17 protein-coding genes and 1 tRNA gene are annotated in these 18,200 nt (G+C 45.4%); 13 read left to right on the top strand and 5 right to left on the bottom strand.

What is annotated here, in order from left to right; genetic code table 11:
- Both OPS25_RS05605 and OPS25_RS05600 read left to right on the top strand, forming a co-directional pair.
- Positions 1–76, top strand: a tRNA-Gln gene (locus OPS25_RS05605).
- A gap of 97 nt (positions 77–173) precedes the next feature.
- Entirely contained in the window at positions 174–1,577 is a 1,404-nt protein-coding gene (locus OPS25_RS05600; protein WP_265616653.1) for an alanine/glycine:cation symporter family protein, read from the top strand.
- A 35-nt stretch (positions 1,578–1,612) separates the two neighbouring features.
- On the opposite strand, the gene OPS25_RS05595 is transcribed toward OPS25_RS05600, so the two are convergent.
- Positions 1,613–1,792, bottom strand: coding sequence for a hypothetical protein (locus tag OPS25_RS05595; protein WP_265616652.1), 180 nt, complete (start codon positions 1,790–1,792; stop codon positions 1,613–1,615).
- Positions 1,780–2,961, bottom strand: coding sequence for an FAD-dependent monooxygenase (locus tag OPS25_RS05590; RefSeq protein ID WP_265616651.1), 1,182 nt, complete (start codon positions 2,959–2,961; stop codon positions 1,780–1,782). Before OPS25_RS05590 ends, OPS25_RS05595 begins: the two co-directional genes overlap by 13 nt.
- Before the next feature lie 216 nt (positions 2,962–3,177).
- Here OPS25_RS05590 and miaB point away from each other — a divergent pair, with 216 nt between their 5' ends.
- The 11 genes from miaB (at position 3,178) to OPS25_RS05535 (ending at position 13,149) form a co-directional block, all read left to right on the top strand.
- Positions 3,178–4,614: a tRNA (N6-isopentenyl adenosine(37)-C2)-methylthiotransferase MiaB gene (miaB, locus tag OPS25_RS05585; RefSeq protein WP_265616650.1), complete on the top strand. Its 1,437-nt coding sequence runs from the start codon at positions 3,178–3,180 to the stop codon at positions 4,612–4,614.
- 27 nt (positions 4,615–4,641) lie between these two features.
- Positions 4,642–5,694 carry a PhoH family protein gene (locus tag OPS25_RS05580; protein ID WP_265616649.1) on the top strand — a complete coding sequence of 351 codons (1,053 nt, stop codon included), beginning with the start codon at positions 4,642–4,644 and terminating at the stop codon, positions 5,692–5,694.
- An 18-nt stretch (positions 5,695–5,712) separates the two neighbouring features.
- Positions 5,713–6,183: an rRNA maturation RNase YbeY gene (ybeY, locus tag OPS25_RS05575; RefSeq protein ID WP_265616648.1), complete on the top strand. Its 471-nt coding sequence runs from the start codon at positions 5,713–5,715 to the stop codon at positions 6,181–6,183.
- A gap of 33 nt (positions 6,184–6,216) precedes the next feature.
- A complete protein-coding gene (gene corC / locus OPS25_RS05570; protein WP_265616647.1) occupies positions 6,217–7,074 on the top strand; it encodes a CNNM family magnesium/cobalt transport protein CorC in 858 nt (285 codons plus the stop codon).
- Positions 7,075–7,089: 15 nt separating this feature from the next.
- Entirely contained in the window at positions 7,090–8,592 is a 1,503-nt protein-coding gene (lnt, locus tag OPS25_RS05565; protein WP_265616646.1) for an apolipoprotein N-acyltransferase, read from the top strand.
- 174 nt (positions 8,593–8,766) lie between these two features.
- Positions 8,767–9,210 (top strand): Hsp20 family protein, encoded by a 444-nt coding sequence (locus tag OPS25_RS05560; protein ID WP_265616645.1) that lies wholly within the window; start codon positions 8,767–8,769, stop codon positions 9,208–9,210.
- 95 nt (positions 9,211–9,305) lie between these two features.
- Positions 9,306–9,734, top strand: coding sequence for an Hsp20 family protein (locus OPS25_RS05555; RefSeq protein WP_265616644.1), 429 nt, complete (start codon positions 9,306–9,308; stop codon positions 9,732–9,734).
- A gap of 151 nt (positions 9,735–9,885) precedes the next feature.
- Positions 9,886–10,134, top strand: coding sequence for an acyl carrier protein (locus tag OPS25_RS05550; RefSeq protein ID WP_265616643.1), 249 nt, complete (start codon positions 9,886–9,888; stop codon positions 10,132–10,134).
- Positions 10,135–10,223: 89 nt separating this feature from the next.
- Positions 10,224–10,901 carry an SDR family oxidoreductase gene (locus OPS25_RS05545; protein WP_265616642.1) on the top strand — a complete coding sequence of 226 codons (678 nt, stop codon included), beginning with the start codon at positions 10,224–10,226 and terminating at the stop codon, positions 10,899–10,901.
- A gap of 360 nt (positions 10,902–11,261) precedes the next feature.
- Complete coding sequence (locus OPS25_RS05540; RefSeq protein ID WP_265616641.1) at positions 11,262–12,227, top strand: calcium/sodium antiporter; 966 nt, start codon at positions 11,262–11,264, stop codon at positions 12,225–12,227.
- Between the two features lies 1 nt (position 12,228).
- Positions 12,229–13,149: an FAD:protein FMN transferase gene (locus OPS25_RS05535; RefSeq protein ID WP_265616640.1), complete on the top strand. Its 921-nt coding sequence runs from the start codon at positions 12,229–12,231 to the stop codon at positions 13,147–13,149.
- Between the two features lie 67 nt (positions 13,150–13,216).
- On the opposite strand, the gene greA is transcribed toward OPS25_RS05535, so the two are convergent.
- The 3 genes from greA to carA all read right to left on the bottom strand — a co-directional run bounded on the left by greA (position 13,217) and on the right by carA (position 18,181).
- Positions 13,217–13,693, bottom strand: coding sequence for a transcription elongation factor GreA (greA, locus tag OPS25_RS05530; protein WP_265616639.1), 477 nt, complete (start codon positions 13,691–13,693; stop codon positions 13,217–13,219).
- Positions 13,694–13,816: 123 nt separating this feature from the next.
- Positions 13,817–17,038 carry a carbamoyl-phosphate synthase large subunit gene (carB, locus tag OPS25_RS05525; RefSeq protein WP_265616638.1) on the bottom strand — a complete coding sequence of 1,074 codons (3,222 nt, stop codon included), beginning with the start codon at positions 17,036–17,038 and terminating at the stop codon, positions 13,817–13,819.
- A gap of 12 nt (positions 17,039–17,050) precedes the next feature.
- The gene (carA, locus tag OPS25_RS05520) at positions 17,051–18,181 is read right to left on the bottom strand and encodes a glutamine-hydrolyzing carbamoyl-phosphate synthase small subunit (RefSeq protein WP_265616672.1); all 1,131 of its coding nucleotides are present in this window, start codon (positions 18,179–18,181) and stop codon (positions 17,051–17,053) included.
- Positions 18,182–18,200 lie beyond the last annotated feature (19 nt).

The raw sequence follows: 18,200 nt of genomic DNA, 5'->3' as shown, positions 1-18,200 counted from the left end.
TGGGGTATAGCCAAGTTGGTAAGGCAGCGGGTTTTGATCCCGCCATTCGTAGGTTCGAGTCCTGCTACCCCAGCCATATACTAAAGTCGACCTCTGTGTCGGCTTTTTTACTTTACACTCCCTCCAAAGGTCGGCAGACTGTTCTTCAATTATCATAATTCGGGTAAAAGTGTGTGATTAATCAGATTGTTGGCGCCGTGAACAATGTGTTGTGGGGTGAGGGACAAATCTTAATCTTTATGCTGGTAGGCTGCGGCATTTGGTTCACAGTCAAACTAGGTGGCGTTCAGCTAAAACACTTTTTCCACATGTTTAGCCTCTTACGGGGGAGTGGCAACTCCACAAAAGAGGGTATCAGTTCTTTTCAGGCATTGTGTACCAGCTTATCGGCCCGGGTAGGAACCGGAAATCTAGCCGGTGTCGCCGTAGCCATTTCGCTAGGTGGGGCTGGAGCAATATTCTGGATGTGGGTTATCGCCATTCTGGGGATGGCGACGGGTTTTGCCGAAAGCGTGTTAGGCCAGTTATATAAAGTTCGCGATGATAACGGGGAATTTCGCGGAGGCCCAGCCTACTATATTAAACAGGGTTTAAACAAAACCTGGTTGGCGGTGTTGTTCTCATTATGTCTTTTTTTGGGCTATGGGTTCGTATTTAGCGCGGTACAGGCTAATACCATAACGGATGCGTTGAACAATGCCTATGACATTCCTACCTTCTGGTCGGGATTGACGATTATCGCTATGGCTGCGTTAATCGTTGTCGGTGGATTCCGTGGCATCGCACGGTTTGCCGAATGGATTGTGCCATTTATGGGCATCGGCTATGTCATTGCTGCTCTGGTAGTCACTTTTATCCATATTAATGAAGTACCAGAACTATTAATGCATATCATTCGCTCGGCGTTCGGTTTAGAAGAAGCCGGTGCGGGCGCATTAGGTGCCGCTATTAAAAACGGTATCCAGCGGGGCCTGTATTCTAACGAAGCGGGTTCAGGGAGTGTACCTCATGCCGCCGCCGCAGCCTCACCTAACCCCAACCACCCCGTTAGCCAGGGTTATATTCAAATGCTAGGTGTTTTTCTTGACACCATGATTTTATGTACATCGACAGCATTTATTATTTTGTTGGCCGGAGGCGCAGCACAGGAGCAAATGGAGGGGATCAGGATGACACAGGATGCCATGAGCAGTCACATTGGTAGCGGTGGTACTGACTTTGTTGCTGCGGCAATCTGTCTGTTTGCTTTTACATCAGTAGTGGCAAATTATGCTTATGGCGAAAGTAATCTGCACATGTTCAAGCTTGATAATAAACCAGGCAGAACCCTGTATACCGTAGGTTATCTTGCGATGATCTTCTGGGGCTCAATGGCTGCGTTACCTCAGGTTTGGGCCCTGGCTGACATGGCGCTGGGTTTAATGACTGTTATTAACATCGTCGCCATCATTTGGCTCACTCCCACCATCGTGTCTATCAGTAAGGATTATTTTACCAAACACGCCAAGGGTGAGCGGCCTGAGTATCAAACTGGTGATTGTGAAATTCAGGGGACTACTGAAAAAAATATTTGGTAAGACAGGATTGCCGGCAGGTTTTAAGGGTAGCCAAGCTACCCTCTCACCATCATCATAATGAGCTGAACAATCAGGGCAATCATGATCAGCGGCCAAATCCAGCGGGCAATTTTGGCCGACTCTTCGTTACTTATGCGCATTTTAGAACGTTCAATTAATGGAATAATTAGGAACAGCGCAAGGAAAAGTACCCCTATAATGACTAAAACTTCCATTCATTCAATCCCAGTGCGTATTTAAGAACCTGCTTTTTACCAACAGGTATATGTTGTGCCAATGATAGCAATGACTGCCTGGCCAGTTTCAATGGTAAAATGTCATTGCTGAATAAATTATAAAACCCATCCATTGCTGACATCATCAATAAATTATCACGCCTTCTGGGACGCTCATACTCTTTTTGAAGCCTCGCGCGAAATACATCATGCGTTGAGGTATCCGTTACAGCTGTAATAGCCAGGAATACTTCAATATCTCGGAAACCGAGGTTTACCCCCTGCCCTGCCAGCGGGTTGATGGTATGCGCGGCATCACCAATCAACACCACATTGCCTTTTACATACTGACTGGCATGGCTGCGCGTTAAAGGAAAAGCACTAGCTGAAACGAGGTCAAAATCACCGAGTGAATCAGGAAACGCCGCAATGATATTTTGTTTGAGCAACTCAGAAGACATGGCCTTGAGCTGTTTAACTCTAGCCGCCCCGTCATACCAAATCAGTGCTGCAAAATCATCGTACATCGGCAGGTAAGCCCGCGGGCCATGGGGCGTGAACTGTTGCCATGTGGTGGTAGTTTGGGGAGTATGCATTTTAACGATAACGCCCAGTGCCTGCTGCTCATATTGCCAGCCGGAATTGCCTATCTGAGCAGCGTGACGCACCTGGGAGCGGGCACCGTCAGCCCCAATTAACCAATGCGCTTCAATCTTCTGGTCATGTTCCAGCTGAATTTTTACCCCCTGCTTAGAACTTAAATCAATGGCGCTGACCTGCTTTGAGGAGACTATCTCAAAATTTTCCTTTCCTTCTAGCGCCTGTAAACAGCCTAATTGCAAGAGCCTGTTTTCGACGAAATAACCTAATTCGGGAAGACTTAGCAGATCGGCGGTAAAATCGATTCGGGCGTTTTCTGCTTCCCACACGGATAATTGTTGATAAGCGCGAACGCGAGTTTGTTCGATAAAGTGCCACGCTCCCAACGCTTTGAGCAAGTCCACGGATGCCACGGAAAGCGCAGACACCCTAAGATCTGGCGGCTGGTCAGGTGAGAATGCCACGGGCATATCCGGTTCAATCAACACCACACTGTGCCCCTGACTTACCAGGCCCAGTGCAAGTGTGGCACCGACCATACCGGAGCCCATTATACAAAAATCTTTCATGATCATTCCTTTAAGTCAGCTTCTATTATGGCGCGTGGAAGTCGAACTGTCATGGTGTAAAGCAAATTCGACGCTGTTTCGTATTCGGTGTAAGTTAACACTGGGAAATACGCACCAGAGCAGGTAAAATATGCGGCTATTTTATTCGCCTCTGGGTTCGTCAGTTGCTCGCTCTTCTTGAAGCGCTGGCTTAACATAAATACATAAACGGTCATTATGAACAAAAAGCTGTACATTAAAACCTGGGGCTGTCAGATGAATGAGTATGACTCAGAAAAAATGGCAGACCTGTTGGATTCAACGCATGGTTATTCTTTAGCGCAAGAGCCTGAGGAAGCTGACGTCATTCTGTTGAATACGTGTTCTATCCGTGAAAAAGCGCAAGAAAAAGTGTTTCATCAACTCGGCCGCTGGAAAATGCTTAAAAAAGATAAGCCTGAGCTTATCATCGGTGTTGGTGGCTGCGTGGCGTCCCAGGAAGGTGAAGCGATTCGCCAGCGAGCTCCGTTTGTCGACTTGGTATTTGGTCCTCAAACACTTCATCGCCTGCCAGAAATGATTAACCAAATCAAGAGCGGCGAAAAATCAGTAGTTGATGTGAGCTTCCCTGAGATTGAAAAATTTGACCGCTTACCCCAGCCGCGTGCTGAGGGTCCAACTGCGTTCGTTTCGATCATGGAAGGTTGTTCAAAATACTGCACATTCTGTGTGGTTCCTTATACCCGTGGCGAAGAAGTGAGTCGCCCGGTTGATGATGTTATCTTAGAGATTGCTCAATTGGCAGAACAAGGTGTGCGTGAAGTCAACCTGTTAGGCCAAAATGTGAACGCATTTCGCGGTGAACATCACGATGGGACAATTTGTCGTTTTGCAGAATTACTTGAATTGGTCGCCGCCATTGATGGTATTGACCGCATCCGGTATACCACATCACACCCAGTCGAATTCACTGATGACATTATAGCGGCCTATGAAAGTATTCCGGAATTAGTGAATCACCTGCACTTGCCAGTACAAAGTGGCTCTGATCGTATTTTGAACTTAATGAAGCGTGGTCACACTGCGTTAGAGTACAAGTCAAAAATACGCAAATTACGCAAAATTCGTCCTGATATCAGTATGTCATCCGATTTCATTATCGGATTCCCGGGCGAAACGGATGCCGATTTTGAAGCCACCATGGATTTAATTCAGGCGGTGGACTACGATTTGAGCTTTAGTTTTATCTACAGCGCCCGACCAGGCACGCCTGCGGCAGATGCGATAGATGATGTGAGTGAAGAGACCAAGAAACAGCGTTTGTATTTGCTGCAACAACGGATTAATCAACAGGCCTTGCGTATCGCCCGTAACATGGTAGGCACCGAGCAACGAATTTTGGTCGAAGGGCCTTCTAAAAAGAACCCAATGGAATTATCTGGCCGTACTGAGAATAATCGTGTGGTTAATTTTGAAGGTACCCACGACATGATTGGTGAATTTGTGGATATTCGTATCACTGAGGTGTTTACCAATTCGCTACGTGGTGAGGTGGTCCGGCGTGAGAAAGACATGGGGTTGCGTGTAGCAATTTCGCCCCAATCTATCACAGCAAAGCGCCAGGCCAATCAGCCTGATGAACTGGGTGTCGCCCAATTTGTTCCAACTGTTTAATGAAATAAAATCGAGGTAATCGTACACTTGAGCACTGTTGAAAGCGTAGAAGTAGCACTTGAACCGGCTGACAATCGTCGTTTGTCGAATTTATGTGGGCCGTTTGATGACAACATCAAACAAATCGAGCGCCGTTTAGGTGTTGAAATTGGTTACCGCAATAACGTGTTTAAGGTCCTCGGTGAGCCAAACCAAGCGGTAGGTGCATCAGACATTCTTAAAGCGTTATACATCGAAACGCAACCTGTAAAAGGCGTGGTGCAGGAAATTGGACCCGAGCAGGTACATTTAGCGATTCAGGAAAGTCAATGTCTTGAACGCACTTACTCAGGCGATTACGGAAAAGAAGTGCATATTCGCACTAAACGTGGCGTTATCAAACCTCGCAACCCGAATCAGAGCCAATATGTGGCCAATATCGTCAATCACGATATCAGTTTTGGCATAGGCCCAGCCGGTACAGGTAAAACCTATCTGGCGGTAGCATGCGCAGTAGATGCGCTGGAACGTCAGGAAATCCGCCGGATATTGCTTACTCGTCCAGCCGTTGAAGCAGGGGAAAAGCTAGGCTTCCTACCTGGAGACTTATCCCAGAAAGTCGATCCGTATTTACGCCCCCTATACGATGCGTTATTTGAGATGTTAGGTTTTGAAAAGGTCGAAAAGCTCATAGAACGCAATGTTATTGAGGTTGCCCCCCTTGCTTATATGCGTGGTCGTACCCTGAACGACGCATTTATCATTCTGGATGAAAGCCAAAATACTACTGTTGAACAGATGAAAATGTTTTTAACCCGTATTGGGTTTAATTCAAAAGCTGTGATTACAGGGGATATCACGCAGGTCGATTTACCAAGGGGCGCGCGCTCTGGGTTACGGCATGCTATTGAAGTGCTTAAATCAGTTAACGACATATCCTTTAACTTTTTTACTGCGGATGATGTGGTACGTCATCCGGTGGTTGCACGCATTGTTCGCGCATACGAAGAGCACGATTCTGAACAGGAAAAGCAGCGCGCTGAAAAACGAAAGCAGGAAGCATCTGATAATGAAAAATCCGCAAACAATTCGTCTTCTTAGCTCTAAATTTAACGATTTATGAATGCTATCGTCGATTTCCAGGTTGCGTGTGAAGGCAGTTTTTATGAGAAAAATTTGCCTTCCACTACCGAGGTTGAAAAGTGGGTTAGTACCGTTTTGAACCATCTGAATATTGGTCCACAGGAACTTACCGTGCGGTTCGTTGAAAATGATGAGTCACAATCTCTCAATCACACGTACCGCGGTAAAGACAAACCAACAAACGTACTTTCTTTTCCCTTTGAAGCGCCTCCTGGCGTGACATTAAACTTATTAGGTGATTTGATTTTATGTGTCCCGGTCATCGAACGCGAGGCTCATGAGCAAAACAAAAAAATCATCCACCATTATGCCCATATGATAGTGCACGGTACGCTGCACTTGCTGGGCTACGATCACATCGATGATGCCGAAGCGGAGGCAATGGAAGCATTGGAAATTCACATTTTGTCTCAATTAGGCATTGACGACCCTTACCAAGAACATTAACGTAAGTTTTGAATTAAATAGAAAACAACCATTATGAGCGACGACAACCCCCACTCTACCAACGGCTCTTCGAGCAGAAACTGGTTAGACAAATTGAAGCTAACCTTCTCAGGAGAGCCGCAAAGCAAGCAAGAATTAGTTGAGGTTATCACCGAGGCTGAACAACGTGAGTTAATTGATCCCCAAACCCGGGAAATGATTGAAGGCGTTATTGGTGTTAATGAAATGCGAGTGCGTGACATCATGATCCCGCGCACGCAGATGACGACCATTGATATCAACCAATGTGTTGAAGAGTTTTTACCCACAGTTTTAGAATCTGCCCATTCTCGTTTTCCGGTCATCAGTGAAGATAAGGACCATATCGAAGGAATTTTGCTGGCGAAGGATTTACTGAGCTATGTGTTTAATTCCGAAACCGAATTTCGCTTGAAAGATGTGATTCGTCCCGCAGTGATTGTTCCTGAGAGTAAACGCGTAGACGTGCTCTTAAAGGAGTTCCGTCAACAACGCTACCACATGGCGATTGTTGTTGATGAATATGGTGGCGTGTCCGGCCTTGTGACCATAGAAGATATTCTGGAGCTCATCGTTGGTGAGATAGAAGATGAATACGATACGGAAGCAGATGGCACCGACGATATCAGACCACTCAATAAATATACTTATTCAGTCAAAGCGTTAACCCCTGTTGACGATTTTAATGAGTTTTTCGAAACCAGCTTTAGCGAAGAAGAAGCCGACACGATTGGTGGAATTGTCCTAAAAGCGTTCGGTCATATGCCTTCAACTAATGACGAAATCACCATTGGTGACATTCATTTTAAAGTCACTAATTGTGATAAAAGAAGACTGGTTCAATTAAAGGTTGTAATCCCCTCTTTGGAGTAATTCACACTGAAACGGATGTTACCTTATGCGCTGACTCTCCTGAGCGGTGCGAGTTTAACCTTTGCCTATGCCCCTTTTCACCTATGGCCAATAACCTTTTTGGCTGTAGCTGTAGCGGTATATCAGTTGGCTCGTGGTACCGGAGGGTTCCTCACAGGCTGGTTGTTCGGTTTTGGCTGGTTTGGTGCCGGTATAAGCTGGGTGCATGTCAGTATAGCTGATTACGGCGGGTTACCCCTGATTGCTTCCATCGGCTTAATGGCGTTGCTTAGTGCTTATCTCGCCATCTATTCAGCGCTGGCATTTTGGGCGGTGAAAAAATACTTTACACCCGCACTATGGCCACTAGCGCTACCGTTTTTCTGGTTTATTGGCGAATGGTTGCGTAGCTGGGTGCTGACAGGCTTTCCTTGGTTATCACTTGGCTATAGCCAAATTGAAAGCCCACTGAGTGGTTGGATTCCCATAATTGGTGAGACCGGGGTAACCTCTCTCATCGTATTGCTGGCTACAGTGCTGGCTGTATATCAGCTTAAATTTCATTGGATGCGAATTGCATTGATTTACACGGTGGTATTTTTAAGTGGATATGTGGCAAGTCATTATCAGTGGGTGAAATTAGAAAAAACCATTCAGGTTTCTATGGTTCAGGGTAATATTCCGCAGTCATTAAGATGGACGCCCGAGCAGGATCGTCCCACCATGAAGAAGTACCGCAAATTAACAGAACCCTTGTGGGAAAGTGATTTAATCCTCTGGCCTGAAGCTGCCATTCCAAAACTGGAACCCCTAGCCGTCGATTATCTGATTAACCTGGACAAAGTCACCGCCAAAAAAAATACTAGCCTGGTCACCGGGATCGTTAATTACAATCACGAAACGAAAGCCGCTTGGAACAGCATCATTGTATTGGGTAAGAAAGAAGCTGAATCACAACAGGGGAATTACCATTATTTCCATCCTAATCGCTATGCAAAACACCACCTGTTACCCATAGGTGAATTTGTCCCGTTTGAAGACTGGCTGCGTAATCTGGCCCCCTTATTTGATTTGCCCATGTCTTCGTTTTCCCGCGGCGACTATATACAAACCAATCTAGTGGCAAACGGATTAAGGCTTGCTCCAGCGCTATGTTTTGAAATTGCCTTTCCCCGGCAAGTGTTAGCCAATGTTCACAATGACACCGACCTCATCGTGACTGTCAGTAACGATGCTTGGTTTGGTCGCTCACATGGGCCTGCCCAACATCTGCAAATTGCACAAATGCGTGCTTTAGAGACTGGAAAATCTGTGATCCGCGCAACCAATAATGGGATTACGGCGTTTATCGACCCATTTGGCAGAGTCACCTCACAGCTGCCCCAATTTGAAGCAGGGTCGCTTACGGCGCCCGTTGCGGTTACACGCGGTCAGACACCTTACCGCTTTTGGGGAGATTTGGCTGCATTGGCGATAGTATCAATCCTATTTGCTGTAGCAGTACTTGTGAGAAGAAGAGTCTATAACGGTTTAAAATAAGTAAATTCAAATAGTTAAATTATTAGTTAATTTATTTTAAAAAAAAGTATTGAAAAAATTTTGCTTATCCCGATATAGTAAAGTGTCGACGCTGAACAGACAGGTCGACAAAACCGCCGCCGACATTCGGGGCATTTAAAATTAACCATATTGCTTATTATTGAGGATATGACCATGCGTACTATCGATCTATCTCCATTATACCGTTCATTTATCGGTTCAGACCATCTAGCATCGCTTGTAGATGCCGCTACACGTGCGGAAAAACAAAGTAGTTATCCCCCTTACAATATTGAATTGCTTGCAGAAGACAAATATCGCATAACTATGGCGATTGCTGGTTTCAGCCAAGACGATGTCACTATTGAAGTTCAGGAAAATACCCTGACAGTGACAGGCAAAAAAGACAGCGACAATAAAGACGTTGAACGAAAATTCTTGCACAAAGGCATATCAGAACGCAATTTCGAACGCAAATTCCAATTGGGCGATCATGTCAAAGTATTGTCCGCAGATATGGAAAATGGCTTGCTCCACATCGATATGGAACGAGTTATCCCAGAAGCCAAAAAACCGCGTCAAATTGAAATTGGCAGTCGTTTAATCGAAAACAAATAATGTTTACTGGGCCTGTTAACTCAGGCCCTTTTTCAGTCGCTGCCGAATGGTCGGGCCGACGACAATGCATATTGCTTACTATTGAGGATATGATTATGCGTACTATAGATTTATCACCACTTTACCGTTCATTTATTGGTTTTGACCGCTTAGCTTCTGCACTTGACTCAAGTTCAGTTTCCACAGGTCACGATACCTATCCGCCATATAACATCGAATCGTTGGATGAAAACCGTTATCGTGTTTCGATGGCATTAGCAGGCTACGGCAAAGAAGACATCACACTTACCGTAGAAGATACGACGTTGACGGTTGCTGCGAAAGTTGAGCACCAAGAAAGTGACAAAACACGCAAGTTCTTACATCGTGGTATCACGCAACGAAGCTTTGAACGCAAATTTCAACTAGGCGAACATATTCAAATTCGTGAAGCAGATTTTGAAAATGGATTACTTCATATCGATCTGGAACGGGTCATTCCTGAAGAGAAAAAGCCTAAGCAAATTGCGATAGGCGTTCACTAAATAGCCCTGCCTCGCTAATCTAACAAAAACGCGGCTCTCCCTGGCCGCGTTTTTTCGTGAAAGTCGCTCACCCACAATCACGCTGGTGATCGATTTGTTGCCTATCGCTATATTGATTACGTCTCTACTGCAATAAGACCTTTCCCCAATTATGAATAAACAACAGCTCATCGAAACAATTGAAATCTGGCTGGAAAAACAGTCGAACGTTGCCAAAGACAATATCCATACTTCTTCTAAGCTGATAAGCGACTTGAAGTTAGATGATGAACAGCTAAAAAAATTGTTTGTACACCTTGAAAAACAATTGGATGTTGAAATACCAGAAATGGCTGTTCAAACCATTGCAGATGCCAATATTGGACAATTTGCAGAGTATCTTCTGAACAGAAGACGCTAATGGAAAGCGATAATTACAACACGTTGCAAGTTGTCTAAACGTGAAAAATTATTCTACTATCACATAATCATTAAACAAATTTAGCTTTTATGCCTAAAGCAATAGTCACTGGCGGTAACGGTCTCATCGGTAAAGTGTTGTGTCAGCAGCTTGTCGAACAAGGCTGGAAGGTTGCCAGCTTTGATACTAGCGACAATGTAAAAGGAGTAGAAAGCGTTTGTTGTGATGTGGGCAGTGAAACGTCAGTTAAACACGGATTTGCTGCATTGGGTTGGCAAAAATTGGATTTACTGATCAATTGTGCGGGGAAAACCAACTATAGTAAGAAGTCTCTCCCAGAACAGTCATATAAAGACTGGCAGGACGTTATCAATACAAATTTGAACGGTACGTTTTTAATGAGCCGTGAAGCAGTCAAGCATATGCAGTCGGGTAGCAATATTATAAATATTACTTCTACCCGCGCATTCATGTCTGAGCCGGGCGACTTTGCGTATGGCGCTTCCAAGGGGGGGATTGTGTCACTGACGCAAGCAATGGCAATTTCACTGGGTCCGCACATTCGTGTGAATGCAATTGCTCCAGGCTGGATCACCGACGAAGTGGACTTACGAAAAATCGATCATGAACAACACCCCGTAGGCAGAGTCGGCAAGCCACTGGACATATTCAAGGCGGTAGCCTACTTACTTAATGCCGATTTCGTCACAGGACAAGTGTTAACGGTGGATGGCGGTATGACGAAAAAAATGATCTACGCTGAGTAGTGATAGCGCTTAATCACTGTAAGTAGAAGATTAAATTATCTTCACGTCACAAAACTCTCTTTAAAATTGTTGACGCCGTCGCTACATTAGATTTACGCTCGGTAAGTTATCATCTGATAATGGAGGGAAATGCCCTTCCATCTGATGACAATAGATGTGCAAATTTATTGAGCACTTTGATAGTGCAAGCGAGACTTAAAATAGACTCTTGGACAAGGCAGGTGTTTATTTTATGTCAGTTTCATTATCGAGACACTATATGCACTCTCCCACTGTTCCGCTCTTAATGTTAAAACCTCTACAGCCAAAAAATCATTTGTCTTGTAGCGCCATCGAATTAAGTAGGTTGATGGAGGTAATATGTTGTTAGCCTCTATTTCGATAATTGTAGGACTTATCTTTCTCGTATGGAGCGCGGACAGATTTGTCGAAGGTGCGGCGGCCTCGGCACACCATGCTGGCCTATCCCCTTTACTTATCGGCATGGTGATCGTGGGTTTTGGCACGTCCGCGCCGGAGATGGTGGTTTCGGCTATAGCCGCCAGTGAAGGAAATGTGGATCTATCCCTCGGCAATGCGTTAGGGTCAAACATCGTGAATATTGGGTTGATCATTGGTATCACTGCCCTTATCGCGCCTATTGTGGTGAAATCGACGATTGTGAAAAAAGAGTTACCAATCCTCTTGGGAGTGGTCCTGCTCTGTGGAGCATTGCTTTTTGATAATACACTTTCTACTTTAGACGCACTCTTGCTACTGTCAGGTTTCGCGCTGTTTATCGTTTGGTCGATATCCTCTGGCAAACGTCATGCTAACGATGCATTAAACATTGAATTTAGCGAAGAGACTAACCACCATAAAATGGGGTTGCCCAAAGCGGTTTTTTGGCTTGTCGCTGGTTTAATCCTGTTAATTATCAGCTCCAGAGCTTTGGTATGGGGGGCCGTGGAGGTAGCCTCTACGCTGGGCGTAAGTGATCTTATTATTGGCTTGACCATTGTAGCGATTGGGACCTCTTTGCCTGAGCTTGCCACTTCATTTCTGGCTGCGAGAAAAGGGGAGCACGATATAGCGATAGGGAATGTGGTGGGATCCAACATTTTCAACATTTTGGCTGTGATAGGGATAGCCGCAGTGATTTCGCCCGCCACGCTAATCTCTTCGACACTATTTACTCGAGACTGGCTCATCATGTTAATTTTCACCATTGCGTTAACTATAATGGCCATCGGCATTGGGCGCCAGGGACGAATTAATCGATTGGAAGGAAGTCTTTTACTTGTAGCGTATATCGCTTATAACAGCTACCTTGTGGTAGGAGCATAACATGACTTCACGCACTTCTTTAATATCGTTAATGTTAGTGTTATTGGTAGGATGCCGAGCCTCTACTCCAGAGCATCAGCTGAGTATCAGGCATGCTGACTCTGTCTGGCAAATAGCATATGAAACACACTCTGATGAACTTGCACAGGCTACTTTAGAACCTGTTTTACAAAATCAGATCTCGTCTTTGTATGCTCATTACTCACTCGACGGTGCTAATTCATGGGTACATCAGTTCAATCGTGTAACACATACTGAGCAGTTCGAAGTAGCCAATGAATTCAGTGCGGTTTTAAGAATGGTCAAAGTTATCTCTGACAGCGCCCAAGGATGCTTTGATATTTCGTTTAAAAATCAAAGTACAATGCGTACAAAGTTAGACGCGGAGGCATTTTCGTCGGATAATGAACACACTGCACATCATGACAAAGAAAGGTTCTTGGCATATGGCAGCTTCGCCCGTAAATTAGATCCCACCGTCAAAATTAATCTATCCTCATTATTTGATAGTATTGCCAGCGAAAGTATCGCTGACTTTCTTATTGGAAAAGGCATTTACAATTTTCGCGTTTCTTCCGGTCAAGTGGAGATCGTATCTGGCAAATATAAAAAAAATAATATATCCCACACGCCGCACCTGCCCAACGCGTATACAGAAGCAAGAAAGCTTACCCAGGGAAACTTTGACCAATTAGCAGCAGCGAAATCCACCCGTTATGAACACAACCAGTATGCCAGCGTCGGAAGTCCTGACAAATTGAAATACGCCCACCAACCTGCTATCACTGTGTATCACGATAACGCAATCAGAGCCCAGGTGTGGGCTCATGCGTTGGCATGTTTAAGCGAGGAAAGCAGGCAGCTGGTTGCCAAAGGCAATAACATTCAAGTTGTATTGGAAGAGACGCAAAAGCAAGGATAGTAACGCAGTCAAACTGGTGGGGTTGATGAAGACGACTGCCGGTCTTCATCAACAAAGACGAACACAATTAGACGTATTCTACTTCCGTAATCTCAAATTCCACCGTACCATTCGGTGTAGCAATATTTACTACGTCATCTACTTCCTTGCCAATAAGTCCACGGGCAATAGGCGAATTGACAGAAATCAGATTGTTTTTAATATCAGCTTCGTCATCACCCACGATGCGATAAGTGGTTTCTTTACTCGTTTCCAAATTCATGATGGTTACGGTCGTTCCGAAGATAACTTTGCCCGTATTTTCCATTTTGGTAACGTCAATAATTTGCGCGTTAGAAAGCTTACCTTCGATATCCTGAATACGGCCTTCACAGAAGCTTTGCTGTTCCCGCGCTGCATGATACTCGGCATTCTCTTTTAAATCCCCATGTTCACGTGCATCAGCGATAGCCTGAATGATACGGGGTCGAGTTTTTGTTTTTAGTTCGTTTAGCTCTTCACGGAGCATAGCAGCGCCGCGAGCAGTCATTGGATACTGACTCATTCTTATCTCACTTTACTTAATTTCCATATCCACCTCTATGAGGCGAAAAAAAGTGCGCCCATAAGGCGCACTAATCTTTTTTAGTACTTATAAACAGGATAGCTTGTATCCAGGCTGTTGTCATTACTGTTTAATGCGATTGTGCAAGGCCTGAACAGGGGCAACCTTGTCACGATCGTCTGCAAACTTCGCTCTTATCGTAGCAAAAGCAGCATTCATGGTTGTAGTATAGGTGACCTTGTTTAATAGCGCTTCACGCCTGATATACATTGAGTCCGTGATGGCCTGACGTCCTTCGGTGGTATTAACAATATAGCTGTACTCACCATTTTTAATTGCATCCACAATATTTGGCCGGCCTTCGGATAATTTGTTCACCACCGTGCTCATTACGCCAGCATCATACAACTCGGTAGCAGTGCCGCGAGTTGCCTCAATGCTGAAACCATTTTCAACCAATGTTTTAGCCAGCTCAATCACTTTCTTTTTATCATTCAGGCGCACAGAAAGTAAGGCTTTTCCTGAACGAGGAAGCGGCGATCCGGCGCCAAGATTAGCTTTCGCATAGGCTTCTTCAAAGGTTTCACCAATCCCCATCACCTCACCAGTAGAGCGCATTTCTGGGCCTAACAGCGGGTCGACCCCCTGGAATTTGGCGAAAGGTAAAACGACTTCTTTTACTGAGTAATAAGGCGGGATAATCTCTCTTGTTATGCCCTGCTCTTTTAACGATTTGCCTACCATAGCGCGGGCAGCAACTTTCGCTAGCTGAATTCCTGTCGCTTTTGATACAAAAGGAATAGTACGGGCTGCACGTGGGTTCACCTCAATCAGATAAACTTCATTGTCTTTAATTGCGAACTGCGTATTCATTAACCCAATTACGCCTAATTCCAGAGCCATCGCCTTTACTTGCTCACGCATAACGTCCTGAATTTCCTTGGACAACGAGTGCGGAGGCAGAGAACAGGCCGAATCCCCCGAATGTACGCCTGCTTGCTCAATGTGTTCCATAATGCCGCCGATAACCACGTCGGTACCATCACATACCGCATCGATATCAACTTCAATTGCGTCATCCAGGAAACGGTCGAGCAACACAGGGGCGTCATTTGACACTTTGACCGCTTCATTTAGGTAACGTTTTAAGTCCTTTATGTCATAAACAATTTCCATCGCCCGCCCGCCAAGCACATAAGAAGGGCGAACGACTAACGGAAAGCCAATTTCGCCCGCTTTGGTCAGCGCTTGTTCCACGTTTGTAACGGTGGCGTTGGCTGGCTGCTTCAGGCCTAATTTGTTAACCATATGCTGGAAACGTTCACGATCTTCTGCACGGTCAATGGCGTCTGATGAGGTACCAATAATGGGTACACCGTTTTTCTCTAGCGCCCGTGCTAATTTTAGCGGAGTCTGACCACCGTATTGCACGATTACACCCTTTGGCTTTTCTTTCGCAACAATTTCAAGCACATCTTCCAGTGTGACAGGCTCAAAGTATAAACGATCAGATGTATCATAGTCAGTTGACACTGTTTCAGGATTACAGTTAACCATGATTGTTTCATAACCGTCTTCACGCATGGAAAGGGCGGCATGAACACAACAATAGTCAAATTCGATACCCTGACCGATACGGTTAGGGCCGCCGCCTAATACCATGATCTTGTCTCTGTCGGACGGATTAGCTTCACACTCTTCGTCGTATGTCGAATACATGTACGCGGTACTGGTAGCGAACTCTGCCGCACAGGTATCCACACGTTTGTAAACGGGGCGAATATTAAAATTATGACGACGTTCGCGGATGTCATCCTCGCCAACGTTAGTGAGTTCTGCTAACCGTGCATCAGAGAAGCCTTTGCGTTTTAATGTACGCATCAAGCTTTCATCAATACTACTAATGCCCTCATTCGCGATTTGTGTTTCCAGCTTGATAAGATCTTCGATTTGGACAAGGTACCAGCGATCGATATTGGTTAACGAAAATACTTCATCCACCGACATCCCCATTCTGAACGCATCTCCAATATAGAAGATCCGTTCCGCTCCCGGCTCCCGTAACTCCCGTACGATTTTATTGCGCGCTTCAGAGTCGTCCACATCGACAATTGGATTTAAGCCGTTGGCCCCAATTTCCAGACCGCGCAATGCTTTTTGCAGCGATTCCTGTTGGTTTCGGCCAATCGCCATTACCTCTCCCACCGACTTCATTTGGGTGGTCAGTCGATCATTTGCACCGGCGAATTTTTCAAAATTGAAACGAGGAATTTTAGTTACGACATAGTCGATAGCCGGTTCGAATGAAGCTGGCGTTAAGCCTCCGGTAATATCATTCTCTAATTCATCAAGGGTATAACCAACAGCCAATTTTGCCGCAATTTTGGCAATAGGAAAGCCAGTGGCTTTAGACGCTAACGCCGATGAGCGAGAAACACGCGGGTTCATTTCAATGATAACCATACGGCCAGTTTCAGGGTCAATACCAAACTGAACGTTGGAACCGCCAGTTTCAACACCGATTTCGCGTAACACCGCCATAGCCGCATTGCGCATGATTTGAAATTCTTTGTCGGTCAGCGTCTGAGCCGGGGCAACTGTGATAGAGTCACCAGTATGCACGCCCATAGGATCGATGTTTTCTATGGTACAGACGATAATACAATTATCATTTTTATCGCGTACTACCTCCATCTCGTACTCTTTCCAACCTATCAAAGATTCATCAATCAATAATTCGTTGGTGGGAGAAAGATCCAGGCCGCGATGACATACTTCATTGAACTCGTCGATATTATATGCGATACCGCCGCCGGTTCCGCCCATAGTAAATGACGGACGAATGATACACGGAAATCCAATACGGCTTAATACGTCGTGAGCTTGTTCCATGCTATGTGCAATTTCAGCACGCGGGCATTCCAGGCCAATTGATTTCATCGCCTGGTCGAAACGTTCACGGTCTTCAGCTTTGTCTATTGCATCCGCTGTCGCGCCAATCAGCTCAACATTGAACTCATCTAACACCCCTTCACGGTTTAGGTCAAGCGCACAATTTAGTGCAGTTTGACCGCCCATGGTAGGTAGAATCGCATCCGGGCGTTCTTTTTCGATAATTTTGCGTACCACTTCCCAATGAATTGGCTCAATGTAAGTCGCATCGGCCATTTCGGGGTCAGTCATGATGGTGGCGGGGTTGGAGTTAACTAATATAACCCTATACCCCTCTTCCCTCAGCGCTTTACAAGCTTGGGCGCCGGAATAATCGAATTCACAGGCCTGACCGATGACAATAGGGCCTGCACCTAAGATAAGAATACTTTTTAAATCAGTACGTTTTGGCATAGCTGGCGTGTCCTACTGCTTTGATTGTTCAATTAATTCGATAAAATGATCAAAAAGCTCGCTGGCTTCCTGCGGACCAGGGCTGGCTTCTGGATGCCCCTGGAAACTAAACGCAGGTTTATCTTTACGATGGATGCCTTGTAACGATTTATCGAATAATGAAATGTGGGTGATTTCCAGGTTCTCTGGCAAGCCCTCTTCTTCTACCGCAAAACCATGATTTTGGCTGGTGATCATCACTTTCTGACTTCTGAGATCTTGCACCGGGTGATTGGCGCCGTGGTGGCCAAACTTCATTTTGCTGGTTTTAGCACCGCTTGCCAGGGCAAGCAGTTGGTGACCAAGACAAATTCCGAAGGTGGGAATATTCTTCTCTACAATTTCTCGGATGGCCTTGATGGCGTAATCACACGGTTCTGGATCCCCGGGCCCGTTGGAAAGAAAAACACCATCAGGATTCATCGCTAATACATCCGCTGCTGGGGTATGGGCGGGGACCAGCGTGATTTTACAGCCACGCTCCACCAACATGCGCAAAATATTATGTTTAACTCCATAATCGTAAGCTACAACATGATACTTAGCTTCGGCTAGCGATTGATATCCCTCACCCAGCACCCATGTTCCGTCAGTCCAGGTTTTGATCTCTTTGGTGCAGACCTCTTTGGCCAAGTCCATTCCTTTTAGGCCAGGAAATGATTTTGCTTTTTCTAAAGCAAGCGATTCATCCAGCTCATCCGCGCAAATGATGCAACCATTTTGTGCACCCTTGTCGCGCAATATGCGTGTTAAACGCCGAGTGTCAATATCAGCAATTCCCACCACATTTTTAGCTTTTAGATAATCTGTCAAGCTTTGTTGGTTGCGGAAATTACTGGAAATCAGAGGTAAATCGCGAATCACCAAACCTTTAGACCAGATGGTATCTGCTTCGACGTCTTCAGAGTTTGTTCCAGTATTACCAATATGAGGATAAGTGAGTGTGATGATTTGTTCAGCGTAGGAGGGGTCAGTGAGAATTTCTTGATAGCCTGTCATTGAAGTATTAAAAACCACTTCTCCGACGGCGATCCCCTCAGCACCTATCGCAGTGCCTTTAAATATCGACCCATCCTCGAGCACCAAAAGGGCAGAATTAGCCAAGTCAACCTCCAGATTAATC

It is taken from the genome of Alteromonas aquimaris (assembly GCF_026183695.1).
Classification (GTDB): Bacteria; Pseudomonadota; Gammaproteobacteria; order Enterobacterales; family Alteromonadaceae; genus Alteromonas; species Alteromonas aquimaris.
The sequence above is the reverse complement of the archived record's forward strand: the minus strand, read 5'-3'. Positions and strand labels throughout refer to the sequence as shown.